This window comes from Comamonas humi (assembly GCF_054782535.1).
Map to the genome: position 1 here is coordinate 58,040 of NZ_BAAGSH010000016.1, position 25,669 is coordinate 83,708.

A 25,669-nucleotide genomic window follows, 5' to 3' on the forward strand; every position below is an offset into this window, starting at 1 on the left:
AAGTCCTATGAGCCATTCCCAGGACCAGGCGATGAAGCGCACCGCGTTCTCGGCGGACCACGAGCTGTACCGTGCCAGCGTGGCCCGGTTCATCGCGGACAAGATCACCCCGCACCACCAGGACTGGGAGGCCCAGGGCCTGGTGCCGCGCGAGCTGTGGCGCGCGGCGGGCGCGGCCGGCCTGCTGCTGCCGGGCACCCCCGAGGACTACGGCGGCGGTGGCGGCGACTTCCTGCACAGCGCCATCGTGGTCGAGGAAATCGCCCGCGCGCTGGCCACCGGCGTCACCGGCTTCACCACGCACTCCGAGAACGTGGCGCCCTACCTGCTGGAGTTCGGCAGTGAGGCGCTCAAGCGCCAGTTCCTGCCCGGCATGGCCCGCGGCGACATCGTGGGCTCGGTGGCGATGACCGAGCCCGGCGCCGGCAGCGACCTGAAGGCCATCCGCACCACGGCCGTGCCGGTGGATGGGGGCTTTCGGCTCAGCGGCCAGAAGACCTTCATCACCAACGGCTACCACGCCGACAGGGTGCTGGTGTTCGCCAAGACCGATCCGGCCGCCGGGGCCAAGGGCATCAGCCTGCTGTGGGTGGACACGCGCAGCGAGGGCTTCAGCCGCGGGCGCCTGCTCGACAAGCTCGGCCAGAAGGCGCAGGACACGGCCGAGCTGTTCTTCGACAACGTGTTCGTGCCCGGCGACATGCTGGTGGGCGAGCTGAACCGCGGCTTTGCCTACGGCATGAGCGGCCTGGTGCGCGAGCGCCTGCTGATCGCGCTGCGCTGCGCGGTGGCGCTGGAAGTGGCGCTGCAGTGGACGGTGGACTATGTGAAGCAGCGCCAGGCTTTTGGCCACGCGCTGGTCGAGAACCAGTTCATTCGTTTCCGGCTGGCGGACATCAAGGCCCAGACCTGGGCTACGCGGGCGCTGGTGGACAGCTGCCTGCAGCAGTACCTGCAGGGCGAGCTCACGCCCGACGGCGCGGCCATGGCCAAGCTCTGGGCCAGCGAGGCCACGCGTTCCATCGACGACCTGATGCAGTTCTTCGGCGGCTATGGCTACATGCGCGAGTACCCGATCGCGCGGGCCTACACCGACGTGCGGCCGAACCGGATCTATGGCGGGTCGTCGGAAATCATGCGCGAAGTGATCGCGCGGGCTTTGTAATGAAAAAGGAGTGGGGCGTATGAGCCAATCGCTGTCCCGGTCCGTCGCCATCGCCGGCGTGGCCGAATCCGATCTGGGCAAGGTGCCCGGCAAGTCGGCGCTGGAGCTGCAGGCCCAGGCCGCGCGGCTGGCGCTGGCCGATGCGGGCCTCGCGCTGCGCGATGTGGACGCGGTTTTCGCGCACACGGACGACCGCTTCTCCAGCCTGCAGGTGTCGGAGTTCCTGGGCATACGCCCGCGCTATGTGGACTCGACCAATGTGGGGGGCATGTCCAACCTGCTGCACATCCGGCGCGCCATGGCCGCGATTGCCGCGGGCCTGTGCGAGGTGGCGTTGATCACCTATGGCAGCACGCAGCTGTCCGACGGCTCGCGCAAGGGCGGTGCCGTGGCGGCCGATGCGCCGCACACGCCGCGCGGCCAGTTCATCCTGCCCTACGGCCACCTGAGCCCCATCGGCTACTACGCCATGGTGGCCCAGCTGCACATGCACCGCTACGGCACCACGCCGAAAGACCTGGCCGAGGTGGCGGTGGCCGCGCGGCGCTGGGCCCAGCTCAACCCCAAGGCTTACCGGCGCGAACCCACCAGTCTCGACGAGGTGATGGCCTCGCCCGTGGTGGCCGAGCCCCTGCGCCAGCGCGACTGCTGCCTGGTGACCGATGGCGGTGGCGCGCTGGTGGTGGTGTCCGCCGCGCGCGCCCGCGATCTGCGCAGCAAGCCGGTCTACGTGCTGGGCGCGGCCGAAACCCATGCCCACCACTACACGCCCTTCAACACCGGCGACTGGCTGGACACGGGCGTGGCGGCCACGGCCGACGAGGCCCTGCGCATGGCCGGTGTGGCGCGCGAAGACATCGACGTGGTGCAGATCTACGATCACTTCACCATCGGTGTGATCCAGTCGCTGGAGGAACTGGGCTTCTGCCCGCGCGGCGAGGGCGGCGCCTTCGTGGCCGACGGTGCGCTGGGCCCGGGCGGGCGCTTCCCCATCAACACCTCGGGCGGCGGCCTGTCGTACGGACATCCGGGCATGTTCGGCATGTTCGTCGCCATCGAGGCCGTGCGCCAGCTGCGCGGCGAATGCGGCGAGCGGCAGCTGCCCCGGGCCGAGCTGGCGCTGTGCCATGCGCCGGGGCTGGTTTTTTCCTGCAATACCACCCTGATTTTGGGAGTATGAAATGAGCGATGTATTGCGCCCTTTGCCCCAGGCCACCGACCTGACCCGACCCTACTGGGAGGCCGCCGCGCGCGGCGAGCTGCACATGCAGCACTGCGGCGCCTGCGGCCGCTGGCAGTTCTACCCGCGCCCCTTCTGCGTGCACTGCGAGGCCGACGCTCCGCAGTGGCGTCGCGTGGCCGGCACCGGCAAGGTCTACACCTACACCGTGAACCACCGCGCGCCCAACCCGTTCATGAAGGCGCGCCTGCCTTATGTGGTGGCGATGGTCGAGCTCGACGAGGGCCCGCGCCTGATGGCCAATGTGCTGGATGTGCAGCCCGGCGACATGGCCATAGGTAAGCGCGTCGAGGTGGTCTTCGAGCGCGTGGGAGGCGAGCTGGCGCTGCCGCAGTTCAGGCTGCTGGCTGAGTAGCCTTCGGCTTCTCACGTTCGTGTTCTTCAGGAGATGAATGCCATGTCCCATCCGTTTTGTCCCACCGTGCCCCTTCGCCGCCGCTCCGTGTTGCTGGGCGGCAGCGCGCTGCTGGGCGGGCTCGCAATGCCTGCCTGGAGCCAGGAGGTCGCCCGCATCTACGTGGGCTTCGCCGCCGGCGGCGTGACCGACTTGGCGGCGCGCATGCTGGCGCCGGCGCTGTCGGCCGAGCTGGGCCAGAGCTTCATCGTGGAGAACCGGCCGGGGGCATCGAGCGCGCTGGCCATCAAGGCCGTGGAGGCCAGTGCGCCATCCAGCAACAGCTTTGTGCTCTACCCCACGCTGGCGCTGCTGGGCTTTCTGCTGAACGGCCAGCAGCCCGCGCTCGACCGGATCACGCCGATCTCGCTGCTGTACGAGCAGTTCGCGGTGCTGGCCATCAACCCGCAGGTGGCTGGCCTTGAGAACGTGCGCACGTTGCAGGACCTGCTGCAGGTCGCCAGGGCGAAGGCCGGCGCGCTGACCTATACCAGTTCGGGCGTGGGCAGCACCGGGCACCTGGCCATGGAATGGGTATGCAGCCTGGCGGGCGTCAAGATGCAGCACGTGCCCTACAAGGGCGGGGCGCCGGCGGTGACCGATGTGCTGGGCGGGCATGTCGGCATTGTCTTTGCAGACTCGACCCTCATCGCTCCCCACGTCAAGTCGGGCAAGGTGCGCGCGCTGGCCGTCAACTACCCGGTGCGCGTGCCGGGCTTTGCCGACGTGCCTACGGTGGCCGAGCAGGGCTTCAAGGAAGTCTCTGCCGTGCCCTGGGTCGTGCTGGCCGGCCCGCCCGGCATGTCCGATGCGGCGGCCAGCAAGGTGGCCGCCGCCGTGGGCAGGGTAGTGGCCAAGCCCGATATCGCCCAGTCCATGCAGGAGCAGAACATGGTGCCCCGGCATTCGACACCGCCCGAAACCCGCCAGCTCATGCAGCGCGACATGCTGGCCTGGCGCAAGATCATCGAAGACAACGGCATCAAGCTGTAGGGCCGGCGCCGTCCGCCGTCTAGTACCCGGCGCCCGGCCGTGCCACCGCGGCCGGGCTGCCGCCCGCGAACTGGCCGCGCAGCTTGCGCGCCGCGTTCACGAACATCAGCAAGTCCACACCCACGGCGACAAAGGTGCAGCCCAGATCCAGGTAGCGTTGTGCGAGGGCCGGGTCGGAGGTCAGCGTGCCGGCGGCCTTGCCGCTGGCGACGATGGTCTTCATCGCGCCTTCGATGGCGGCCTGCACCTCGGGGTGGCCGGGGTTGCCGCGGTGGCCCATCGAGGCGGCCAGATCGGCCGGGCCGATGAAGACGCCGTGCACGCCGTCGACGGCGCAGATGGCCTCGAGGTTGGCCAGTGCGGTGGTGGTCTCGGCCTGCACCAGCAGGCAGATTTCGTCGTCGGCGACTTGCAGGTAGTCGCCGCGGCTGCTCCACTGCGAGGCGCGCCCCACGGCACTGCCCACACCGCGCACACCCCGGGGCGGGTATTGCGTGGCGGCCACGATGGCGCGCGCCTGCTCGGGCGTGTCGACCATGGGCACGAGCAGGGTCTTGGCGCCTATGTCCAGCATCTGCTTGATGAGGGCCGTGCTGCCTTCCACCACGCGCACCACGGGCTGGCCGGGGTGGGGCGCCACGGCCTGCAGCGCGGCCAGCGTGCTGTGCAGGTCGTTGGGTGCGTGTTCGCCATCGATCAGCAGCCAGTCATAGCCGCAGGTGGCGGCGGCCTCGGCCAGGTAGGGGTCGGCCATGGACAGCCACAGGCCGATGCGGGGCTGGCCTGCGGCCAGGGCGGTCTTGAAGGGATTGTGGGCGGGCATGGAATACGGAGGAAGGGTCAGAGCAGATGGCCGGCGGGCAAGGGCCGGCCCGCAAGGTGGTCGACGATGTTGGCGGCGGTGAGGGTGGCCACGCGCAGCGCGGCCTGGCGCGTGACGCCGGCCACATGCGGGGTCAGCAGCACCTGGGGCAGGCGGGTGAGCGGGTGGTCCTGCGGCAGCGGCTCGGTGTCGAAGGTGTCGAGGCCGGCGCCGGCCAGGTGGCCGCTTTGCAGTGCCGCCAGCAGCGCGGCTTCATCGACGACCGGGCCGCGCGCGGTATTGACCAGCAGGCTGCCGGGGCGCAGCAGCGCCAACTCCGGTGCACCGATCAGGCCGCGCGTGCGCTCGGTCAGCGGGCAGTGCAGGCTCAGGATGTCCACCTGGGGCAGCAGCCGGTGCAGCTCGGGTTCGCAGTCCAAGCCGTCGGCCTGGCCCGCGGGGCGCAGCACCAGCACCCTGGCGCCCAGGGCCGCGGCCAGCTGCGCGGTGGCGCGGCCTATGGCGCCGTAGCCCACGATGCCCACGGTGGAGCCGCGAAAGTCGCGCCCCTGCCAGTTGCTGCCGGCCCAGCCGCCGGAGCGCACCTGCTGGTCCAGCTGCGGCAGCTGGCGCACCAGGGCCAGCATCAGCGCCAGCGCATGCTCGGCCACGGCTGGGGCATTGGCGGCCAGCGCCACGGCCACGGCTACGCCTTGCGCGCGGGCGGCTTCGAGGTCCACGCTGTCCACGCCGGCGCCATTCTTGGCCACGATGCGCAAGGCGGGCGCGGCGCGCAGCACCGCGGCCGTCACGGGCTTGGAGCCGCGCAGCACCAGCGCCTGGGCGCCGGTCTGCGCCAGCCGCTCGGCCAGGCTGGCCTCGGTGATGGGTTCGGCCATGCAATGGATCTGCCCGCCAGCGGCCTGCACCAGGGCCTGGGCCTCGGGCGCCCAGTGCTCGGCGGTGACGAGAACGTTGAAGGTAGTGGTCATGCTGCTCCCGTCACCCAGTCCGGCTGCACGCGCACATGGCGGATGTGCTGGCGGAACACGGTATAGGCCAGGTGCAGCGCGCCATCGGCGCCCTGGCGGATGGAGGGATAGGAGTACTCGCGGTTGCGGCCGCGTTCGGAGTCGTTGCTCATGCACCAGCCGTCGCCCACCTCCAGGTTGCGCTGCCAGGGCCAGCTCAGGCCGTCGTCCGCCGACAGGGCCAGCGTCATCGGTGCGCGGGGCGCTCCCCAGAACGAGCGGCGCTCGCCGGCCGAAGCCTGTGCCGGCGTTGCCGAGGCATCGTCCAGCTCGTCGTACAGCGATTCGCGCCGTTCGGTGGCATCGGCGGCGCTGCTGGCGTTGAAGATCATTGCCAGGCGGCCGTCGGCCAGGCGCAGGGCCTGGATGGACGAGTTGTTGTTGGGCAGGGCCGTGGGCTCGGGCGCCTGCCAGCTCAGGCCGCCGTCGTCGCTGCGGCTGCGGTAGACGTGGTCGGCCCAGCGGCTGCGGAAGAACGCCAGCAGGCTGCCGTCCGAGGCCGCCACGATATTCATGTGCACGCAGCCCAGGCTGCCGGGCACGGCGATACGCTGCCAGCTGAGGCCCTGGTCGGTGGAGCGCAGCACGCCGCTGTCGTCATGGCTGCCGTCCCAGGCTTGGCCGGGCTGGCTGCGGCAGTGGAACACCGGCAGCAGCCAGCTGCCATCGGTGTGGACGTGGATGGGCTGGCGCACAAAGGTGCCGGCCGGGGCATCGGCCAGCGTCTCGGTGGGCTCCCAGCTCAGGCCATGGTCGCGTGACAGGCGGCGGCGCACCACCGAGGTGTCCTGGTGGCCCGAATGCTGGGCCGTGTGCAGCAGCCACAGCGCACCGCTCGGCGCCGGGAACAGCACCGGGTTCTGCTCCGAGCGCTCGGCATCGTGCGACAGCTGAACGGGCGCGGACCACTGCACGGCGCCGGGTGCCAGGCGCGACATGAAGACCGAGATGTCGGAGCGGCCCTCCATCGAGCCGCCGAACCACACGCAGGCGAGGGTGCCGTCGTCCAGCAGCATCAGGTTGGCGGCATGGGCCTGCACGCAGGGCGAGGGCAGGTCGGCCACCTGGCGGGCCGGGTCTTCGGGGTGCGGGCGCAGCAATCCATCGGGCATGGGCTTCTCCTCAGTCGGCTTTGATTTTGGCGGTCTTGATCAGTCCGCCGATGCGCTGGTACTCGCCGGGCACAAAGGCGCGCAGCTCGTTCGCATCGCCGGTGCCGGGCGTCACGCCCAGGTCGCGCAGCTTGGTGGCCACGTCGGGCTGCTTCAGGGATTTGGCCAGCGCGGCCGAGAGCTTGGCGCTGACATCGGCGGGCGTCTTCGCCGGCGCAAACAGCGCATACCAGGCCGAGAACTCGAACTGCGGGTAGCCGGCCTCGGCAAAGGTCGGCACGTTGGGCAGCTCGGGCAGGCGCGCGGCCGCACCCACGGCCAGCGCGCGCACCTTGCCGCCGCGCAGCAGCGGCATGGAGTTGGTGGCGGTGTCGAAGATCACCGGCACGCGGCCGCCGATCAGGTCCACGATATGGGCGTTGCCGCCCTTGTAGGGCACGTGCGTCATCTGGACCTTGGCGATGGACACGAACAGCTCGCCGGCCAGGTGCAGCGGCGAGCCATTGCCCGACGAGCCGTACATCACGGCCTGCGGGTCCTTGCGCGCGGCGTCCACCACGTCCTGCAGCGTCTTGTAGGGCGAGTCGTTGGCCGTGATGGCGATGATGGGCGCGCTGCCGATCATGCCTATGGGCTCGAAGTCCTTGACCGGGTCGTACTCGGCCTTGATCAGGTGCGGGCTGGCGGCGTGCGTGGCCAGGCCGCCGACCAGCAGCGTGTAGCCGTCGGCCGGCGCTCGCGCCACGATGCCCGCGCCCAGCAGCGCGCCGGCGCCCGGCCGGTTGTCCACGATGGTGGAGGCGCCCAGCGCCTCGCCCATCTTCTGGCCCACCAGGCGGCCCAGCATGTCGTTGGCGCCGCCTGCGGGGTAGGGCACGATAAAGGTGATGGGCTTGCTGGGGAAGGGGCCTTGCGCCTGCGCCAGCGGCAGGACGCCGGCCAGGGCGAATGCCGCCAGCGCGCCCAGCAGGGGCCTGCGGGTGGGGTATTGGGAATGGCTCATGGTTTGTCTCCTGTTGTGATTGGGTGCTAGCGACCGACGGGCGTCAATCCAGTTGTCCCTGGCAGACGTATTTGGTGTGCAGGTAGTCGTCGAGTCCGTGCGTGGAGCCTTCGCGGCCGTAGCCCGATTCCTTGACGCCGCCAAAGGGCGCGGCCTCGGCCGAGATGGCGCCTTCGTTGATGCCGACGATGCCGGTCTCCAGTGCATCGGCCACGCGCCAGATGCGGCGCACGTCCTGGCTGTAGAAGTAGGCGGCCAGGCCGAAGGGCGTGTCGTTGGCGGCGGCCAGCACCTCGGCTTCGTCGTTGAAGGCGGTCAGTGGCGCCACGGGGCCGAAGGTTTCCTCGCAGGCGCAGGCCATGCTGGCATCGGCGCCGGCGAGCACCGTGGGCGCGTAGTAGCGGGGGCCGAGCTCGGCCAGGCGCCTGCCGCCGGCGAGCACACGGGCGCCCTTGGCCACGGCGTCCTGCACATGGCGCTCGATCTTCTCGACGGCGCGGGCGTTGATCATGGGGCCGATCTGCGAGGCCGGATCGCTGGCCGGGCCCACCTGCAGTGCGGCCACGCGCGCGGCGAGCTTTTGCGCAAAGGCATCGAACACGCCGCGCTGCACGAATACGCGGTTGGGGCAGACACAGGTCTGGCCGCCGTTGCGGAACTTGGCGGCCATGAAGCCGTCGACAGCCGCATCCACATCGGCGTCGTCGAACACGATGAAGGGCGCGTTGCCGCCGAGCTCCAGCGAGAGCTTCTTCAGCGTATCGGCGCTGCGGCGCGCCAGGTGCTTGCCCACCGGCGTGGAGCCTGTGAAGGTGATCTTGCGTACGCGCGCATCGCCCAGCCACACATCCACGACCTCGGGCGTCTGCTCGCGCGAGGCGGTGACGATATTGAGCACGCCGGCCGGCACACCGGCTTCGTGTGCCAGCAACACCAGGGCCAGCGAGGTCAGCGGTGTGTCCTCGGCGGGCTTGCAGACCACGGTGCAGCCGGCGGCCAGCGCGGGCGCGATCTTGCGCGCGATCATCGCGGCGGGAAAGTTCCAGGGCGTGATGGCGGCCACCACGCCCACGGGCTCGCGCAGCGCGAACATGCGCCGGCCCGGCACGGGCGCGGGAATCACCTCGCCGTTCATGCGCGTGGCCTCCTCGCCAAACCATTCGATGTAGCTGGCGGCATAGGCCACCTCGCCCTTGCCCTCGGCCAGGGGCTTGCCCTGCTCCAGCGAGATCAGCGTGCCCAGGTCGTCCTGGTGGGCGATGACCAGGTCGTTCCAGCGCTTGATGATGGAGGCGCGCTGCTTGGCTGGCAGCTTGCGCCATGCGGGAAAGGCGGCATGCGCGGCATCGAGCGCTGCGTGGGCCTCGGCGGCGCCCGAGTCCGGCACTTCGGTGATGAGGGCGCCGGTGGCCGGATCGGTCACGGCCAAACGGGGAGCCGGCGCGGCGGGCGCATCGCGCCATTCGCCGGCGATGAAGTTGGCGCTGCGGATCAGGTCGGGGCGGGTGAGGGTCAGGGGCATGGTTTTGAATGAAATTGGCATCCAGGGCTTATGTGGTAAGCGCTAGCAGCTATTATTTTGATAGTTCAGCTCACGATGCCCAGGTGCCAGGGCACGAACTCGTGGTCGCCCAGGCCGAGCAGCTCGCTCTTGGTGGCTTCGCCGCTGGCGTGGCGCAGGATCTGCTCGAAGATGCGCCGGCCCATCTCGGGCACGGTGCATTCGCCGTCCACGATCAGGCCGCAGTTGATGTCCATGTCTTCCGACAGGCGCTGGTACATGGGCGTGTTGCTGGCCAGCTTGATGGTGGGCGCGGGCTTGCTGCCGAACATGGAGCCGCGCCCGGTGGTGAAGCAGATCAGGTTGGCGCCGCTGGCGATCTGGCCGGTGGAGGCCACGGGGTCGTAGCCCGGCGAGTCCATGAAGACGAAGCCGCTTTCGGTGATGGGCTCGGCGTATTCGTAGACCGCGCGCAGCGGCGTGGTGCCGCCCTTCATGGCCGAGCCCAGCGACTTCTCGAAGATGTTGGCCAGGCCGCCGGCCTGGTTGCCATGGCCCACCACGCCGTTGAATTGGGCGTTCTGGCCGGCGGTGTACCGCTCCCACCAGGCCAGGCGGTCAAGCAGCTTCTGGCCGACCTCGGGGCTGATGGCGCGGCGCGTGAGCATGAACTCCACGCCATGGATCTCGGGCGTCTCGCTGAGGATGGCCGTGCCGCCGTGGCGCACCAGGATGTCCATGGCCGCGCCCAGGGCCGGGTTGGCCGTGATGCCCGAGAAGCCGTCCGAGCCGCCGCATTCCAGGCCGATCTTGAGGTGGCTGGCACTCGCCGTGCTGCGCTGCGCCTGGTTGGCGATGGGCAGCATTTCCTCGATGGCGGCAATGCCGGCCGCGATGGTGGCGCGCGTGCCGCCCACGTCCTGCATCACGAAGCTGCGCAGCAGTTGGCTTTCGTGCAGGCCCTGCGACTCCATCAGGCCATCGACCTGGTTGCGCTCGCAGCCCAGGCCGACGATGAGCACGCCCGCCAGGTTGGGATGGCGCGCATAGCCGGCCAGCGTGCGGCGCAGCACGTCGAAATGCTCGCTGGGCGACGACATGCCGCAGCCGCTGGTCTGCGCGAAGGCGGCCACGCCGTCCACGTTGGGGAAGGCCGCCAGCCGCTCGGGCGTGAAGTGCGCGGCGATGTTCTTGATCACCGTGGCCGAGCAGTTCACCGACGACAGGATGCCGATGAAGTTGCGCGTGCCCACGCGGCCGTCGGCGCGCACGAAGCCCTGGAAGCTGGCGCGCTGGTCCTCGGGCACGTAGTCCACGGGGCGCACGTCGGCGCCAAAGGCCGGGTCGCGGTAGTAGTCCACCAGCTGCAGGTTGTGGCTGTGCACGTAGTCGCCGGGCTCCAGCTCGCGCGTGGCCACGCCGATCACGGTGTCGTACTTCTTCACCTGCTCGCCCGCGGCGATGCGGCGCGCGGCGATCTTGTGGCCGGCAGGCACCTGGGCGCGCGTGCGCACGCCCAGGCCGGGAATCTCCTGGCCCAGCGCCAGCCCGGTCTTGGCGACGAAGACGTTGTCGTTGGGGTGCAGGTGCAGCAGGGGGCTGGTGGTCATGGTCAACCCTTCATCAATTCGCGGAGTTTCAGCTTGTCGATCAGCATGGTCTCCTTCTGGTAGACCGTGTTCACGTATTTTTCGTAGTCGGGGCCGTCCAGGTACATCACCGGGGCGTCGATCTTGTCGGTCACGGCCTTGAACTCGGGGCTGGCCACGGCCTGCCTGAAGGCCGCACGCAGTTTGGCCAGGACGGCCGGGTCCACGCCCTTGGGCGCGCCGATGCCGTTGGGCGCATCGACGACCACGTGGTAGCCCAGTTCCTTGAGCGTGGGCGTGTCCTTGAAGCGCGGCGGCCGCTGCTCGCCCCAGGTGGCCAGCAGGCGCAGCTTGCCGGCCTCGACATGCGGCGCCCACGAGCTGGAATCGGCCAGCGCATCCACATGCCCGCCCAGCACGCCTGCCAGCGCCTCGGCGCCACCCTTGTAGGGCACGGCGTTGAACTGGATGCCGGCCACGCCGGCGAACTCCTCCATGCCCACGTGCGTGGCGCCGCCCACGCCGGCGTGGGCGTAGCTCACCTGGCCCGGGCGGGCCTTGGCCGCATCGACCAGGTCCTTCAGCGTCTTGAAGGGGGAGTTGGCCGGCACGGCGATGCCGAAGGTCTGGCCCGAGGTGCGGGCGATGTAGCTGTAGTCCTTGCGCGGATCGGCCTGCAGCATGCCCAGCTGCGCAAAGCGCGTGACCGAGATCGGGATCTGGCCGATGGTGTAGCCGTCGGCCTTGGCGGCGGCCAGCGCCTTGGCGCCGATCATGCCCGAGGCGCCCGCGCGGTTCTCCACCACGATGCTCTGGCCCAGCACGCGCGCGGCTACGGTGCACAGCGCGCGCATCGACTGGTCGGCCGTGCCGCCGGCGGGCCAGGGGCAGATGAAGGTGATGGGGCGCTCGGGCCATTGCTGGGCCATCAGCGGCCGGGCTACCGCCAAGGCGGCAGCGGTGTACAGAAAGTCGCGGCGGCTGGGCCGGAGGGATGGCATGCGTAGGTCTCCTGCATCTTGTCGTAGTGCTGCGATTGTTCAAAAATGCGCCATGACAATCCAATGAAGATGCGGACTATCTTCATAACCAGAGAGTAATGATGAGCAAGATCGATCGCGTGCTGCGCAGCAACCTCAAGCTGCGCCACCTGCAGCTGCTGGTGGCGCTGGACCAGTTCCGCCACGTGGGCCGGGCGGCGGAGTTCCTGTCGGTCACGCAGCCTGCCGTCTCCAAGACCCTGGCCGAGCTGGAACGCATGCTGGAAACGCCGCTGTTCGAGCGCGGCCCGCGCGGCACCGTGCCCACGGCCGCCGGCGTGAGTCTGGTGCGCTTTGCGCGCTCGGTGCTGGCGGGCTTCGAGCGCACGCGCGACGAGATCGCCGCCGAGGCCAGCGGCGCGCGCGGGCGCACCAGCGTGGGCGCCATGGTCGTGGCCACGCCGGTGCTGCTGGCCCAGGCGGTGGAGCGGCTCAAGGCGCGCTCGGCCCAGACCACGGTGCTGGTCGAGGAGGGCGACCTGACGCGCCTGCTGCCCAAGCTGCGCCTGGGCGAGCTGGACCTGTTCGTGGGCCGGCTGGAGCCCGGCTATGCCGCGCCCGACCTGGAAACCGAGGCGCTGTACCGCGACCCCATGGTGGCCGTGGTGCGGGCCGGCCACCCGCTGGCGCGCAAGCGCCAGGTGCGCTGGGCCGATATCGCCGGCCAGCCCTGCGTGCTGCCGCCGCCCTGGGCGTCGCTGCGCGTCAAGCTCGAGCAGCAGTTCTTCGCCCACGACCTGCATCCACCGGCCGACATCGTGGAGTCGGCCTCGTTCCTGTCGCAGATCAGCTTCCTGCACCAGCGCGGCGCCGTGGCCTTCATGGCGCGCACGGTGGCGCAGCACTTCGCGCAGCAGGGGCTGCTGGCCGTGCTCCGGCTGGCGGTGCCGGTGGAGCTGCCGCCCGTGGGCCTGATCACGCTGCGCGGCCAGCCGATGACGCCGGTGACGGGGCTGCTGGTGGAATGCCTGCGGGAGCAGGCCCGGGCGCTCAAGTGATGCGCACCCTGGCGGCTGCTTTCGCGGCGTGTCCTAAGATCAACGGCATGTCTGGCAGGCCAGGAGCGACAGGGATGGCGGGATGGGCATGGACTCTCTGATCACGGCGGCGGCCCGCGCGCTGGCCGCCGGCGACCCCTTTGGCGCGCTGAACCGGGTGGCGCTGCGCAGCGACGCCCCCGCGCTCGCGCTGCGCGGCATCGCCATGGCGCAGCTGGGCGACCTGGTGCGCGCCAAGGCCCTGGTGCGCAGCGCGGCGCGCGCCTTTGGTGCCCGCGAGGCCGTGGCCCGCGCCCGCTGCGTGGTGGCCGAGGCCGAGATCGCCCTGGCCCAGCGCGACCTGGGCTGGCCGGCCCGCCGGCTGGACGCGGCGCGTGCCACGCTGGAGGCGCATGGCGATGGCGTGAACGCCGCCCATGCACGTTATCTCGAAATCCGGCACTGCCTGCTGGTGGGGCGGCTGGGCGAGGCGGCGCGCCTGCTGGACGGGCTGCAGCCGGCCTTGCTGCCGCCCGCGCTGAGGGCGATCCACGGCCTGGCCGTGGCAGGCATTGCCATGCGGCGGCTCGATACCCGCGCGGCGCGCACCGCGCTGGCCGATGCCGCGCAGGCGGCCCAGGGCGCGGGCATTGCCGCGCTGGTGGCCGAGGTGGAACGGGCCGCGGCCGCCTTGAACGCACCGGCGGCCCGCCTGCTGGTGCCCGGGCAGGCGGAGCAACTGCTGGCGCTGGACGAGGTCGAGGCCTTGCTCGCCTCGGGCACGCTGGTGGTCGATGCCTGCCGCCATGCCGTGCGGGCGGGCGATGTGGTGGTGCCGCTGGCCGGCCGGCCGGTGCTGTTTGCGCTGGCGCGCGTGCTGGGCGAGGCTTGGCCGGCCGATGTGTCGCGCGATGCGCTGGCGGCGCGGGTGTTTCGCGCCCGCGAGGCCGACGAGTCGTACCGCGCGCGCCTGCGGGTCGAGCTGGGACGGTTGCGCCGGCTGCTGCGGCCGCTGGCCGGCGTGCGCGCCACGGCGCAGGGCTTTGTGCTCGTGCCCCATCGCCAGCCCGTGGCCGTGCTGGCGCGGCCCGTGGAGACGGCGCATGGCGCGGTGCTGGCGCTGCTGTCCGATGGCGAGGCCTGGGCCAGCTCGGCCCTGGCGCTGGCGCTGGATGCCAGCCAGCGCAGCGTGCAGAGAGCGTTGGACGCATTGGCGGCCGACGGCCTGGTGCAGCCCGTGGGGCGCGGCCGTGCGCGCCGCTGGATGAGCCAGCCCGCGCCGGGATTCACGACGACTTTGTTACTCCCCGCTGCGCTGCCAGGGGGCTAGCATGGACTGACCGAAACCTTCAGGAGTCCAGCATGAAAGCAGCCACCGCAGAAATCATCCGCGAGTACGGGCCGTTCGATGGCATCACGCAAGTGCATGGCGTGTCCTATGACGGCCGGCAGGTCTGGTTCGCCACCGGCGACCACGTCCAGGCCCTCGATCCCGACAGCGGCCAGATCGTGCGCAGCCTCGATGTGCAGGGGCACGCCGGCACGGCCTTCGACGGCAAGCACCTGTTCCAGATCGCCGAGAACCGCATCCAGAAGATCGACCCCGCGACCAGCCGCGTGCTGGCCACGATCCCAGCGCCCGGCGGCGGCGGCGATTCGGGCCTGGCCTGGGCCGAGGGCTCGCTGTGGGTGGGGCAGTACCAGGAGCGCAAGATCCACCAGATCGATCCCGAGACCGGGGCGGTGCTGCGCACCATAGCCTCGAACCGCTTCGTGACCGGCGTCACCTGGGTCGACGGCGAGCTGTGGCACGGCACCTGGGAGGAAGACCAGAGCGAGCTGCGGCGCGTGGACCCGGACAGCGGCGCGGTGCTGGAGCGGCTGGAGATGCCGGCCGGCACCGGCGTGTCGGGGCTGGAGTCTGACGGCGGCGAGCGCTTCTTCTGCGGCGGCGGGGCCAGCGGCAGGCTCCGGGCCGTGCGCCGGCCGGCGCGGGCGAAGTAGTCCGGCTCAGAGCGGCCGCACCAGGTCCGCCACGCCGGCCCAGGGCTCGCTGGCGAAGGCCTGGGCCAGGTGCTCGATCAGGGCCTGCACGCGTGCCGGGCGGTTGCGGCCCGGGGGCGTCAGGATGTGCAGCGCGATGGGGTCCACCTGCCAGTCCTCCATCACGGCCTCCAGCGCGCCGGTCTGCAGGGCCGGCCAGGCCAGGAAGGCCGGCTGCAGCGCCACGCCCAGGCCGGCCAGCAGCGCGGGCGTCAGCGCATCGGCATTGTTGGCCTGCATCTGCACCGCCATCGACTGCGTGAACTCGCCATGCCGCGCATGCTTGAAGCGCCAGTGCGTGCCGCTGCTCTGGTAGCTGTACTGCAGCGCCTTGTGGTGCGCCAGGTCGCTGGGGTGGCGGGGCCGGCCGTGGCGCTCGAAGTATTCCGGCGACCCCACGAGCAGGATGCGCACCTTGCACAGCTGGCGCGCCAGCAGGCTGGAATCCACCAGGTTGGCGATGCGCAGCGCCAGGTCGAACCGGTCGCCCACCAGGTCCACCTGCCGGTCGTTGAACTGCACGTCCAGCTCCACGTCGGGGTGGGCCTGCAGAAAGCCGGGCAGTACCGGCGCCAGCCGCGCGATGCCGAAGGACATGGGCGCGGACAGGCGTATCGTGCCGCGCAGGCTGGTGGACTGCTCGGCCACCTCGGCCTCGACGGCCTGGCCCTCCTCGAGGATGCGCGCGGCGCGCTCCAGCGCCGCATGGCCGTTGGCGGTCAGCGAGATGCGGCGCGAGGTGCGGTGGAACAGCACGGTCTTCATGCGCGCCTCCAGCCGCGAGATGGCCTTGGATACCGTGGCTTGCGACAGCGAGAACTCGGCCGCGGTGCGCGCGAACGAGCCGGTTTCCGCGACCTTGGCGAAGATCGCCCAGGCTTCCAGGTCGGGTAGTTTGTTCATGGTGGGGATCGCTGGGCGCAGGTGTGGGACACCCCCGCAATATGCCAGCGCCGCGGCCCTCCGGGCATGTCAAAAACGGAAAGGATGGAATTCCATTCCTGGGCTTCTCAGCATGATCCGCGGTTCCTAGACTGGCGCCATCGACATCAACGCAGTCGCAGGAGCAGACCATGATCGAACGCCGTTCCCTGGAAAGCCTGGGCGCCGCCCACCACGGCTGGCTCGACGCCAGGCACCACTTCTCCTTTGCCGAGTACCACGATCCCGAGCGCGTGCACTGGGGTGCGCTGCGGGTGTGGAACGACGACACCATCGCCCCCGGCTCGGGCTTTCCGCCCCACCCGCATGCCGACATGGAAATCATCACCTATGTGCGCGAAGGCGCCATCACCCACCGCGACAACCTGGGCAACCAGGGCCGCACGGTGGCCGGCGACGTGCAGGTGATGAGCGCCGGCACCGGTGTGCGCCACTCCGAATACAACCTCGAGCCCGGCGTCACGCGCATCTTCCAGATCTGGATCCTGCCCGAGCAGCGCGGCGAGCGCCCCGCCTGGGGCACCAAGCCCTTCCCCAGGCATGACCGCGCCGGGCATTTCGTGACGCTGGCCAGCGGCATCGCCGGCGACGAGGACGCGCTGCCGATCCGCGCCGATGCCCGCGTGCTGGGCGCCGCGCTGCAGGCCGGCGAGAGCGCCGAATACCGCTTCGCCCCCGGCGACCGCTACGGCTACCTGGTGCTGGCCAAGGGCCGCGCTGAGGTCAACGGCGTGCCGCTGGAGGCCCGCGACGGCGCCGCCGTGCATGCCGAAGCCAGCATCCGCATCACCGCCAGCGAAGACGCCGAGATCGTGCTGGTCGACGCCCCCGCAGTGCACTGAGCCCGTTTTCCTTTCCTTCACCGCTAACCACCCACCCCAGGAGACCACCATGCCCAACCGCAACTACCTCGAAGTACTGACGCCGCAGAACAGCCAGATCATCTTCATCGACCAGCAGCCGCAGATGGCCTTTGGCGTGCAGTCCATCGACCGCCAGGTGCTCAAGAACAACGTCGTCGGCCTGGCCAAGGCTGCCAAGGCCTTCGGCATCCCCGCCACCATCACCACGGTCGAGACCGAAAGCTTCTCGGGCCATACCTATCCGGAGCTGCTGGCCGTCTTTCCCGAGCACAAGCTGCTGGAGCGCAGCTCGATGAACTCGTGGGACGACCAGAACGTGCGCGACGCACTGGCCGCGGGCGCCGCCCAGGGCCGCAAGAAGGTCGTGGTCTCGGGCCTGTGGACCGAGGTCTGCAACACCACCTTCGCGCTCTCGTGCCTGCACGACACCGACTACGAGATCTACATGGTGGCCGACGCCTCGGGCGGCACCTCGCTCGCCGCGCACGACTACGCCATGGACCGCATGGTGCAGGCCGGCGTGGTGCCCGTGACCTGGCAGCAGGTGCTGCTGGAGTGGCAGCGCGACTGGGCGCGCCGCGGCACCTACGACGCGGTGATGGACATCGTGCGCGAGCACTCCGGCGCCTACGGCATGGGCGTGGACTATGCCTACACCATGGTGCACAAGGCGCCCGAGCGCGTGCAGCACGGCGAGACCGTCGGCCCCAACCCCGCCCAGGCCTGAGCCCCCGCGCCGCCGGCCCCGCCACAGGAGTGACACCATGAAGCTCTACGCACTGTCCCTGGGTGCCGGCCTGCTGGTCGGCGTGGTCTACAGCCTGCTGCAGGTGCGCTCGCCCGCGCCGCCGCTGGTGGCCCTGGTGGGGCTGCTGGGCATCCTGGTGGGCGAACAGATCATCCCTGTCGGCAAGCAGCTATTGCAGGGCACGGCCTTCAGCTCGGCTTGCGAGCAGACCCAGGCCACCGAGCATGTGCTGGGACAGCTGCCCGGCCGCCACAACCCCGGCGCGGACCAGCACCAGGGCTGACACCGGCCCCATCTTCAAGGAAACTGTCCCATGAGCACGCGCAGAAAAGTCCTGGGCTCCGCCGCTACCCTCGCCATGGGTGGCCTGCTGGGCTGCAGCACCCCCTCACGCCAAGGAGCCTCCATGACCGACCCCACGCCCGACGCCGTCTTCCACAACGGCCGGTTCACCACGCTGAACCGGGCCCAGCCCACGGCCACGGCCGTGGCCGTCAAGGACGGCCGGTTCATCGCCGTCGGCTCCGACGCCGAGGTGCTGGCCCTGGCTGGCAGCGGCACGCGCCGGATCGACCTGCAGCGCCGCAGCGTGCTGCCCGGCCTGTTCGACAACCACACGCACGTGATCCGCGGCGGCCTGAACTTCAACCTTGAGCTGCGCTGGGACGGCGTGCGCTCGCTGGCCGATGCGCTCGACATGCTCAGGCGCCAGGTGGCCGTGACCCCGGCGCCGCAATGGGTGCGCGTGGTCGGCGGCTTCACCGAGCACCAGTTCGTCGAGAAGCGCCTGCCCACCCTCGACGAGATCAACGCCATCGCGCCCGACACGCCGGTCTTCTTGCTGCACCTGTACGACCGCGCCCTGCTCAACGCGGCCGCGCTGCGCGCCGTCGGCTACACCAAGGACACGCCCGCACCGCCCGGCGGCGAGATCGTGCGCGACGCCAACGGCAACCCCACGGGCCTGCTGCTGGCCAAGCCCAATGCCACCATCCTCTACGCCACGCTGGCCAAGGGGCCCAAGCTGCCGCTGGACTACCAGGTCAACTCCACGCGCCACTTCATGCGCGAGCTCAACCGCCTGGGCGTGACCGGCGTGATCGATGCGGGCGGCGGCTTCCAGAACTACCCCGAGGACTACGAGGTGATCCAGCAGCTGGCCGATGCGGGCCAGATCACCGTGCGCCTGGCCTACAACCTGTTCACGCAAAAGCCCCAGGAAGAGAAGGCCGACTTCCTGAAGTGGACGTCCTCGGTCAAGTACAAGCAGGGCAACGACTACTTCCGCCACAACGGCGCCGGCGAGATGCTGGTGTACTCGGCCGCCGACTTCGAGGACTTCCGCCAGCCGCGCCCCGACATGCCGCCCAGCATGGAGGGCGACCTGGAAGAAGTGGTGCGCGTGCTGGTGCAGAACCGCTGGCCCTGGCGCCTGCACGCCACGTACGACGAGACCATCAGCCGCGCGCTCGACGTGTTCGAGAAGGTGCACCGCGACACGCCGCTCACCGGCCTGAACTGGTTCTTCGACCACGCCGAGACCATCTCCGACCGGTCCATCGACCGCATCGCCGCGCTGGGCGGCGGTGTTGCCGTGCAGCACCGCATGGCCTACCAGGGCGAGTACTTCGCCGAGCGCTACGGCGCGCGCGCCACCGAGGCCACGCCGCCCGTCAAGAAAATCCTCGAGCGCGGCGTGAAGACCTCAGCCGGCACCGACGCCACGCGCGTCGCCTCGTACAACCCCTGGGTGTCGCTGTCGTGGATGGTCACCGGCAAGACCGTGGGTGGCCTGCAGATGTACCCCGAGCGCAACCTGCTCGACCGCGAGACCGCGCTGCGCATGTGGACCGAGAACGTCGCCTGGTTCAGCAACGAGGAAGGCCGGCGCGGCCGCATCGAGGTCGGCCAGTTCGCCGACATGCTGGTGCCGAGCAAGGACTACTTCACTGTGCCCGAGGACGAGATCTCCTTCCTCACATCCGAGCTCACCGTGGTCGGCGGCCGCGTGGTCTATGGCGCGGGCCCGTTCCAGCAGCACGACGACAACCCGCTGCCGCCGGCCATGCCCGACTGGTCGCCCGTGCGCCGATTCGGCGGCTACGGCGCCTGGGGCGAGCCCGAGGGCGCGGGCAAGCACTCGCTGAACCCCGCGCGCTACCGCAGCCTGGCTGCTGCCTGCGGCTGCGGCACCAGCTGCGGCCTGCACGGCCACAGCCACGCCAGCGCCTGGGCGTCCAGCGTGCCGTCCTCCGATCCGAAAAGCTTTTTCGGCGCGCTGGGCTGCTCGTGCTGGATGGCATGAAGCAGGAGGCCGCCATGACAAGCACCCACCTGGAAAACCGCCTGGCCGCGCTGGCACGCCCCGTCTTCGGCAGCGCCGCGCTGCGCTGGCTGGCCTGCCTGGGCCTGTGCGCGGCCTACCTGCAGGGCGGGCTGGTCAAGCTCACCGACTTTCCCGGCGCCCTGGCCGAGATGCAGCACTTCGGCCTGGCGCCGGCGCCGCTGTTCGCGGTGCTGGTGATCGCGCTGGAGCTGGGCGCCTCGGCGCTGGTCCTCTTCGGCCGGCTGCGCTGGCTGGGCGCGCTGGCGCTGGGCGGCTTCACCCTGTTGGCCACCTTTCTGGCGCTGCGCTTCTGGGAGCTGCCCGCGGGGCAGGAGCGCTTCATGGCGGCCAATTCCTTTTTTGAACACCTGGGCCTGGTCGGCGGATTCCTGCTCGTGGCCTGGCTGGACCTGCAGGAGCCCACGGCATGACGACCACTTCCACCCCCGCGCAGGCGCCCGCATCGGGCAGCTTCGCGCCGCTGCGCCAGCGCCTGTTCCTGGTGCTCTGGACGGCGACCGTGATCGGCAACACCGGCAGCTTCGTGCGCGACGTGGCCAGTTCCTGGCTGATGACCGACCTGTCCCCGTCGCCGGCCGCCGTGGCCATGGTGCAGGCCGCGGCCACGCTGCCGGTGTTCCTGCTGGCCATTCCCGCCGGCGTGCTGTCCGACATCCTCGACCGGCGCAAATTCCTGTTGGCCATCCAGTTCCTGCTCGCCGGCACCAGCGCCGGGCTGATGCTGCTGTCGGCGCTGGGGCTGCAGTCGGTGGCGTCCCTCGTGGCGCTGACCTTCCTCGGCGGCGTGGGCGCGGCGCTGATGGGGCCGACCTGGCAGGCCATCGTGCCCGAGCTGGTGCCCCGGCAGGACCTCAAGAGCGCGGTGGCGCTGAACTCGCTGGGCATCAACATCGCGCGCGCCGTGGGCCCGGCCCTGGGCGGCCTGGTGCTGGCGGCCATGGGCGCGGCCTTCACCTATGGCGTGGACGTGATCAGCTACGCCTTCGTGGTCGCGGCGCTGCTGTGGTGGCCGCGTCCCCAGGCCACGCAGGATGCGCTGTCCGAGCGCTTCTCCGGCGCCTTCCGCGCCGGGCTGCGCTATGCGCGCGCCAGCCGCGAGCTGCATGTGGTGCTGCTGCGGGCCTTCCTGTTCTTCCTGCTGGCCAGCTCGGTCTGGGCGCTGCTGCCTCTGGTGGCGCGCCAGCTGCTGAGCGGCGGCGCCAGCTTCTACGGCATCCTGCTGGGCGCGGTCGGCGTGGGGGCGATCGGCGGTGCCGTCGTCATGCCGCGCCTGCGCGCGCGCCTGGACGCCGACGGCCTGCTGCTGCTGGCCGCGCTGCTGACGGCGGCGGTGATGGCCTTTCTCTCGTGGGCGCCGCCGCAGTGGGCGGCGGTGGCTGCGCTGCTGGTGCTGGGCATGGCCTGGATCACGGCGCTGACCACGCTCAACGGCGTGGCCCAGGCGATCTTGCCGAACTGGGTGCGGGGGCGCTCGCTGGCGGTGTACCTCACGGTCTTCAACGGCGCGATGACGGTGGGCAGCCTGAGCTGGGGCGCCGTGGCGCAATGGACCTCGGTGCCGGCTGCGCTGCTGATCGGTGCCGCCGGGCTGGTGCTGGTCGGCCTGGTGGCGCACCGCATCAAGCTGCCCACGGGCGATGCCGACCTGGTGCCGTCCAACCACTGGCCCGAGCCGCTGACGGCCGCGCCCGTGGAGCACGACCGCGGCCCGGTGCTGATCCAGATCGAGTACCGCATCGCGCCCGAGAGCCGGGCCGACTTCCTGAAGGCGCTGGCCCGGCTCTCGTCCGAGCGGCGGCGCGACGGTGCCTACGCCTGGGGCGTGGCGGAGGATTCCTCCGACCCGGGGCTGATGCTCGAATGGTTCCAGGTCGAGTCCTGGGCCGAGCACCTGCGCCAGCACCAGCGCGTCTCCAAGGCCGATGCCGATGTGCAGGACGAGGTGCTGCGCTACCACCAGGGCGGGCAGCGGCCGGTGGTGCGGCACTTCCTGGCCTTCAACCACCCGCACGAAGGGCGGGCATAGGCCGGGTGCGGTCCGCTGGTTGGGCTATGAAAAAGGGAGCTGTTGGCGCTTGATATGCATGGATTTCAGATATTTATGCATCTGAAATCCAATAATGACAAGCGCTAGCAGCTATCAAAACCAAAGCGACCGCCGCCTCAGCCCTGGGCGATCAGCGCCGCCACCGCCTCGCCCACCTGCGTGGTATTGGCCGTGCCGCCCAGGTCCGGCGTGCGCGGGCCGCTCTTGAGGACTTCCTCGATCGCAGCCACGATGGCGTCGTGCGCGGCGCGGCCGGCGCCCTGGCCCTGGGTCAGGAAGTCCAGCAGCAGCGCGCCCGACCAGACCATCGCAATCGGGTTGGCGATGTTCTTTCCGTAGATGTCGGGCGCCGAGCCGTGCACCGGCTCGAACAGGCTGGGGAAGGTGCGGTCGGGGTTCAGGTTGGCCGACGGCGCCAGGCCGATGGTGCCGGTGGTGGCCGGGCCCAGGTCGGAGAGGATGTCGCCGAACAGGTTGGTGGCGGCCACCACGTCGAAGCGGCCCGGCTGCAGCACGAAGCGCGCGGTCAGGATGTCGATGTGCTGCTTGTCCAGCGTCACCTCGGGGTACTGCTTGGCGACCTCTTCGGCGCGCTGGTCCCACCAGGGCATGCTGATGGCGATGCCGTTGCTCTTGGTGGCCAGGGTCACGTGCTTCTTGGCGCGGCTCTGGGCCAGGTCGAAGGCGTACTTCAGCAGGCGGTTGGCGCCGTGGCGCGAGTAGACCGATTCCTGGATCACGATCTCGCGGTCCGTGCCCTCGTACATGATGCCGCCCAGCGACGTGTACTCGCCCTCGGTGTTCTCGCGCACCACGTAGTAGTCGATGTCGCCGGGCTTGCGGCCGGCCAGCGGGCAGGGCACGCCCTCGAACAGGCGCACCGGGCGCAGGTTGATGTACTGGTCGAACTCGCGGCGGAACTTGAGCAGCGAGCCCCACAGCGAGACGTGGTCGGGCACGGTGGCCGGCCAGCCCACGGCACCGAAGAAGATCGCGTCCATGCCCGAGAGCTGCGCCTTCCAGTCGTCGGGCATCATCTGGCCGTGTGCGGCGTAGTAGTCGCAACTGGCCCATTCGAAATGGTGGAATTCGAGCGCCAGGCCGAAGCGCTGGCTGGCGGCCTGCAGTGCGCGCAGGCCCTCGGGCATGACTTCCTTGCCGATGCCGTCGCCGGCGAGGACTGCGATTTTGTAGGTGGTGGACATGGGCGGTTTCCGTCGTTGAAAGTGCTGGGCCGTATTCTCATACCCTGCGTTTATGAAGACAATCCCGTATTTGTAGTCTGATTGTTTACGGATCGTGTTCAAAAACCTGCTGCCCGACGACCTGCGCGTCTTCCTCTCGGTGGTGCGCCGCGCCAGCTTTGCCGCGGCGGCGCAGGAGCTGGGCGCCTCGCCCGCCTATGTGAGCAAGCGCATACGCCTGCTGGAGGCCGAGCTGGGCGTGAAGCTGCTGCACCGCACCACGCGGCGCGTGGCAGTTACCGAGGACGGCGAGCGCGTGTTCGGCTGGGCGCAGCGCATCCTCGACGACATCGACCACCTGGTGCAGGACGTGAGCACCGCCGCTGGCGAGCCGCGCGGCCTGCTGCGCATGAGCAGCAGCTTCGGCTTCGGCCGCAACGTGGTGGCGCCGGCCGTGTCGCAGCTGGTGGCGCGGCACCCGGGCCTGCAAGTGCGGCTGGAGGTGTTCGACCGCCTGGTCGACGTGGCGGCAGAGGGCATCGACCTGGATGTGCGCGTGGGCGACGAGATCGCGCCGCACCTGATCGCCCGCAAGCTGGCCGACAACCACCGCGTGCTGTGCGCGGCGCCCGCCTACCTGCAGCGCAAGGGCCCGCCGCGCGGTATCGCCGAGCTCTCGGCGCACGACTGCCTGGTCATCAAGGAGCGCGACCACCCGTTCGGCGTCTGGAAGCTGCGCGCCGGCGCCGAGGAGCGCACGGTGAAGGTGACCGGGCCGCTGTCGGCCAACCACGGCGAGATCGCGGTGCAGTGGGCGGTGGACGGCCACGGCATCGTGCTGCGCTCGGTCTGGGACGTGGCCGCGCTGCTGCAGTCCGGGCAGCTGGTGCAGGTGCTGCCCGAGTGGCGCCAGGAGGCCAATGTCTGGGCCGTCTACCCCACGCGGCTCGACCGCTCGGCCAAGGTGCGGGCCTGCGTGGAGTTCCTGCAGGACTACTTCCGGCGGGCGATGCCTTGAGTCGCGGCAGGCTCAGGCGCGCTGCGCTTCCAGCACTTTGGTGAACAGCGATTTGCCGTCCAGATCCTTGAGCGTGACGGTCAGGGCCTGGCTGCGGTGGTCGATGTCCACCTGGCCGAAGAACTGGTAGCCCTCGGTGGGCGCCGAGTTGTCGTAGCCCGCGCCCTTCTGGTAGACGACCTCGCCGCCGAAGGTCTTGTCCATCTCGTTCGGGCCGAAGCCGCCGGCGTTCAGCGGGCCGGAGACGAATTCCCAGAACGGGTCGAAGTCCTGGAACTGCGCGCGCTCGGGGCTGAAGTGGTGGGCCGCCGTGTAGTGCACGTCGGCGGTGAGCCAGACCACGTTCTTGATGCCCGCGTCCTTGATGCCCTTGAGCAGGCGCGCCATCTCCATCTCGCGGCCCTTGGGCGCGCCGTGGTCGCCGTTGGCCACGGCCTCCCAGCGGGCACGGCCCTCGGCGTCCTTGCCGTCGGGCACGAAGAGGCTGATCGGCATGTCGGCGGCGATGAGCTTCCAGGTGGCGCGGCTTTGCTTCAGGCCGGCGAGCAGCCAGTCCACCTGCGGGCGGCCGAGGAATTCGGTGTCCGGGCCCTCGCTGGTCTGCAGGTTGTGGGTGTTGGGGCCGCGGTAGCTGCGCATGTCAAGCACGAAGACATCGGCCAGCGGGCCCTGCGGCAGATGGCGGTAGACGCGCTGCGACTCGGCGGCGCCGAAGGGGCGCATCGGCGCATAGTCCATGAAGGCGCGCTGGCCGCGCGCGGCCAGCAGCTGCACGTTCTTCTCGGTGTAGCGCGCGTCGGCGGCCACGCTCTTGCTGTCGGAGTAGTTGTTGCTGACCTCGTGGTCGTCCCACTGCCAGATCTGCGCCACTTCGCTGCCCAGCGCGCGCACGTTGGCGTCCATCAGGTTGTAGCGGTGGCGGCCGCGGAACTCGTCCAGCGTCTCGGCCACCTTGGCGACCTCGGGCGTGACCAGGTTCTTCCACAGCGTGCCGTCCTTGAGCTTGAGCTCGGCGGGGATGGGGCCGTCGGCATAGACGGTGTCGCCGCTGTGCAGGAAGACGTCCGGATTGGTCTTGCGCATGGCCTCATAGATGCGCATGCCGCCGAAGGCCTCGTTGATGCCGAAGCCCTGGCCGGCGGTGTCGCCGCTCCACACCAGGCGCAACGGGCGCGTGGCGGGGCCGCCGCTGGCCTCGGGCGTGCGGAAGTGGCCCTGCGCCGCGGGCGAGCGCACATTGGCGCTGGCCAGGTCTTCGAGCACCACCCGGTAGAAGATCTCCTGCCCGGCGGGCAGGCCCTGCAGGTCGATGCGGCCGGTGCCGTCGCTGGACGTGAGCAGGTCGGGGCCGCGCAGCTTCGTGGCGTTGGCGAAGCTGGCCGTGGTGGACCATTCCAGCCACAGGCGCGCATCGCGGCTGGCGCGGGCCCAGACGATGGCGCGGTCGGCCAGCACGTCGCCGCTCTGCACGCCCGAGGGCAGCAGCGGGCGGGCGGCGTCGCGGGTGATGGCGGCGGGCGCGGCCTGCGCGCGCAGCACGGCGGGCAGCAGGCCGGCGCCGGCCACGGCGGTGGAAGAGAGCAGGAAGCGGCGGCGGAGGAGCAGAGACATGGTGTGGTGGGGTGCGAGA

24 protein-coding genes are annotated in these 25,669 nt (G+C 70.4%); 14 read left to right on the top strand and 10 right to left on the bottom strand.

Annotated elements, in window-relative coordinates:
- Positions 1 to 7: 7 nt before the first annotated feature.
- The 4 genes from ACYVKR_RS16215 to ACYVKR_RS16230 are packed head-to-tail and all read left to right on the top strand — an operon-like array spanning position 8 to position 3,792.
- Entirely contained in the window at positions 8 to 1,165 is a 1,158-nt protein-coding gene (locus ACYVKR_RS16215; RefSeq protein ID WP_460481973.1) for an acyl-CoA dehydrogenase family protein, read from the top strand.
- Positions 1,166 to 1,184: 19 nt separating this feature from the next.
- Positions 1,185 to 2,345 (top strand): acetyl-CoA acetyltransferase, encoded by a 1,161-nt coding sequence (locus ACYVKR_RS16220; protein ID WP_460481974.1) that lies wholly within the window; start codon positions 1,185 to 1,187, stop codon positions 2,343 to 2,345.
- A gap of 1 nt (position 2,346) precedes the next feature.
- A complete protein-coding gene (locus tag ACYVKR_RS16225) occupies positions 2,347 to 2,760 on the top strand; it encodes a Zn-ribbon domain-containing OB-fold protein (RefSeq protein WP_460481975.1) in 414 nt (137 codons plus the stop codon).
- 42 nt (positions 2,761 to 2,802) lie between these two features.
- Positions 2,803 to 3,792: a Bug family tripartite tricarboxylate transporter substrate binding protein gene (locus ACYVKR_RS16230; RefSeq protein ID WP_460481976.1), complete on the top strand. Its 990-nt coding sequence runs from the start codon at positions 2,803 to 2,805 to the stop codon at positions 3,790 to 3,792.
- Between the two features lie 19 nt (positions 3,793 to 3,811).
- On the opposite strand, the gene hpaI is transcribed toward ACYVKR_RS16230, so the two are convergent.
- The 7 genes from hpaI to ACYVKR_RS16265 all read right to left on the bottom strand — a co-directional run bounded on the left by hpaI (position 3,812) and on the right by ACYVKR_RS16265 (position 11,831).
- Entirely contained in the window at positions 3,812 to 4,615 is an 804-nt protein-coding gene (gene hpaI / locus ACYVKR_RS16235; protein WP_460481977.1) for an aldolase/citrate lyase/malate synthase family protein, read from the bottom strand.
- A 17-nt stretch (positions 4,616 to 4,632) separates the two neighbouring features.
- Positions 4,633 to 5,586, bottom strand: a complete 954-nt coding sequence (locus ACYVKR_RS16240) for an NAD(P)-dependent oxidoreductase (protein ID WP_460481978.1) — start codon at positions 5,584 to 5,586, stop codon at positions 4,633 to 4,635.
- Positions 5,583 to 6,737, bottom strand: coding sequence for a sialidase family protein (locus ACYVKR_RS16245; protein WP_460481979.1), 1,155 nt, complete (start codon positions 6,735 to 6,737; stop codon positions 5,583 to 5,585). The genes ACYVKR_RS16240 and ACYVKR_RS16245 overlap by 4 nt, the downstream gene beginning before the upstream one ends.
- 10 nt (positions 6,738 to 6,747) lie before the next feature.
- On the bottom strand, positions 6,748 to 7,740 hold the full coding sequence (locus ACYVKR_RS16250) for a Bug family tripartite tricarboxylate transporter substrate binding protein (RefSeq protein ID WP_460481980.1): 993 nt from the start codon (positions 7,738 to 7,740) through the stop codon (positions 6,748 to 6,750).
- A gap of 43 nt (positions 7,741 to 7,783) precedes the next feature.
- Positions 7,784 to 9,262, bottom strand: a complete 1,479-nt coding sequence (locus ACYVKR_RS16255) for an NAD-dependent succinate-semialdehyde dehydrogenase (protein WP_460481981.1) — start codon at positions 9,260 to 9,262, stop codon at positions 7,784 to 7,786.
- 65 nt (positions 9,263 to 9,327) lie between these two features.
- Entirely contained in the window at positions 9,328 to 10,851 is a 1,524-nt protein-coding gene (locus ACYVKR_RS16260; protein WP_460481982.1) for a UxaA family hydrolase, read from the bottom strand.
- 2 nt (positions 10,852 to 10,853) lie between these two features.
- Positions 10,854 to 11,831, bottom strand: coding sequence for a Bug family tripartite tricarboxylate transporter substrate binding protein (locus ACYVKR_RS16265; protein ID WP_460481983.1), 978 nt, complete (start codon positions 11,829 to 11,831; stop codon positions 10,854 to 10,856).
- A gap of 101 nt (positions 11,832 to 11,932) precedes the next feature.
- Between ACYVKR_RS16265 and ACYVKR_RS16270 the strand changes: the two genes are divergently transcribed.
- From ACYVKR_RS16270 to ACYVKR_RS16280, 3 genes are all read left to right on the top strand, one after another.
- Positions 11,933 to 12,868, top strand: coding sequence for a LysR substrate-binding domain-containing protein (locus ACYVKR_RS16270; RefSeq protein ID WP_460481984.1), 936 nt, complete (start codon positions 11,933 to 11,935; stop codon positions 12,866 to 12,868).
- A gap of 88 nt (positions 12,869 to 12,956) precedes the next feature.
- On the top strand, positions 12,957 to 14,177 hold the full coding sequence (locus ACYVKR_RS16275; RefSeq protein WP_460481985.1) for a helix-turn-helix domain-containing protein: 1,221 nt from the start codon (positions 12,957 to 12,959) through the stop codon (positions 14,175 to 14,177).
- A 32-nt stretch (positions 14,178 to 14,209) separates the two neighbouring features.
- The gene (locus ACYVKR_RS16280) at positions 14,210 to 14,851 is read left to right on the top strand and encodes a Vgb family protein (protein WP_460481986.1); all 642 of its coding nucleotides are present in this window, start codon (positions 14,210 to 14,212) and stop codon (positions 14,849 to 14,851) included.
- A 6-nt stretch (positions 14,852 to 14,857) separates the two neighbouring features.
- Here the strand turns inward: ACYVKR_RS16280 and ACYVKR_RS16285 are convergent, their stop codons facing one another.
- The gene (locus ACYVKR_RS16285) at positions 14,858 to 15,793 is read right to left on the bottom strand and encodes a LysR family transcriptional regulator (protein ID WP_460481987.1); all 936 of its coding nucleotides are present in this window, start codon (positions 15,791 to 15,793) and stop codon (positions 14,858 to 14,860) included.
- A gap of 170 nt (positions 15,794 to 15,963) precedes the next feature.
- Here ACYVKR_RS16285 and ACYVKR_RS16290 point away from each other — a divergent pair, with 170 nt between their 5' ends.
- The 6 genes from ACYVKR_RS16290 (at position 15,964) to ACYVKR_RS16315 (ending at position 21,816) form a co-directional block, all read left to right on the top strand.
- Positions 15,964 to 16,674 (top strand): pirin family protein, encoded by a 711-nt coding sequence (locus ACYVKR_RS16290; RefSeq protein WP_460481988.1) that lies wholly within the window; start codon positions 15,964 to 15,966, stop codon positions 16,672 to 16,674.
- Positions 16,675 to 16,723: 49 nt separating this feature from the next.
- On the top strand, positions 16,724 to 17,422 hold the full coding sequence (locus ACYVKR_RS16295; protein WP_460481989.1) for a hydrolase: 699 nt from the start codon (positions 16,724 to 16,726) through the stop codon (positions 17,420 to 17,422).
- A 37-nt stretch (positions 17,423 to 17,459) separates the two neighbouring features.
- Positions 17,460 to 17,726 (top strand): XapX domain-containing protein, encoded by a 267-nt coding sequence (locus ACYVKR_RS16300; RefSeq protein ID WP_460481990.1) that lies wholly within the window; start codon positions 17,460 to 17,462, stop codon positions 17,724 to 17,726.
- Positions 17,727 to 17,849: 123 nt separating this feature from the next.
- Entirely contained in the window at positions 17,850 to 19,748 is a 1,899-nt protein-coding gene (locus ACYVKR_RS16305; protein ID WP_460482216.1) for an amidohydrolase, read from the top strand.
- A 14-nt stretch (positions 19,749 to 19,762) separates the two neighbouring features.
- Complete coding sequence (locus tag ACYVKR_RS16310; protein ID WP_460481991.1) at positions 19,763 to 20,200, top strand: DoxX family protein; 438 nt, start codon at positions 19,763 to 19,765, stop codon at positions 20,198 to 20,200.
- Complete coding sequence (locus tag ACYVKR_RS16315) at positions 20,197 to 21,816, top strand: MFS transporter (protein WP_460481992.1); 1,620 nt, start codon at positions 20,197 to 20,199, stop codon at positions 21,814 to 21,816. The genes ACYVKR_RS16310 and ACYVKR_RS16315 overlap by 4 nt, the downstream gene beginning before the upstream one ends.
- Positions 21,817 to 21,953: 137 nt before the next feature.
- Here ACYVKR_RS16315 and ACYVKR_RS16320 read toward each other — a convergent pair whose 3' ends face one another.
- A complete protein-coding gene (locus ACYVKR_RS16320; RefSeq protein ID WP_460481993.1) occupies positions 21,954 to 23,042 on the bottom strand; it encodes an isocitrate/isopropylmalate dehydrogenase family protein in 1,089 nt (362 codons plus the stop codon).
- Between the two features lie 94 nt (positions 23,043 to 23,136).
- On the opposite strand from ACYVKR_RS16320, the gene ACYVKR_RS16325 reads away from it, so the two are divergent.
- Positions 23,137 to 24,039 carry a LysR substrate-binding domain-containing protein gene (locus ACYVKR_RS16325; RefSeq protein ID WP_460481994.1) on the top strand — a complete coding sequence of 301 codons (903 nt, stop codon included), beginning with the start codon at positions 23,137 to 23,139 and terminating at the stop codon, positions 24,037 to 24,039.
- Between the two features lie 12 nt (positions 24,040 to 24,051).
- On the opposite strand, the gene ACYVKR_RS16330 is transcribed toward ACYVKR_RS16325, so the two are convergent.
- On the bottom strand, positions 24,052 to 25,650 hold the full coding sequence (locus tag ACYVKR_RS16330) for an alkaline phosphatase D family protein (protein WP_460481995.1): 1,599 nt from the start codon (positions 25,648 to 25,650) through the stop codon (positions 24,052 to 24,054).
- Positions 25,651 to 25,669: the final 19 nt, after the last annotated feature.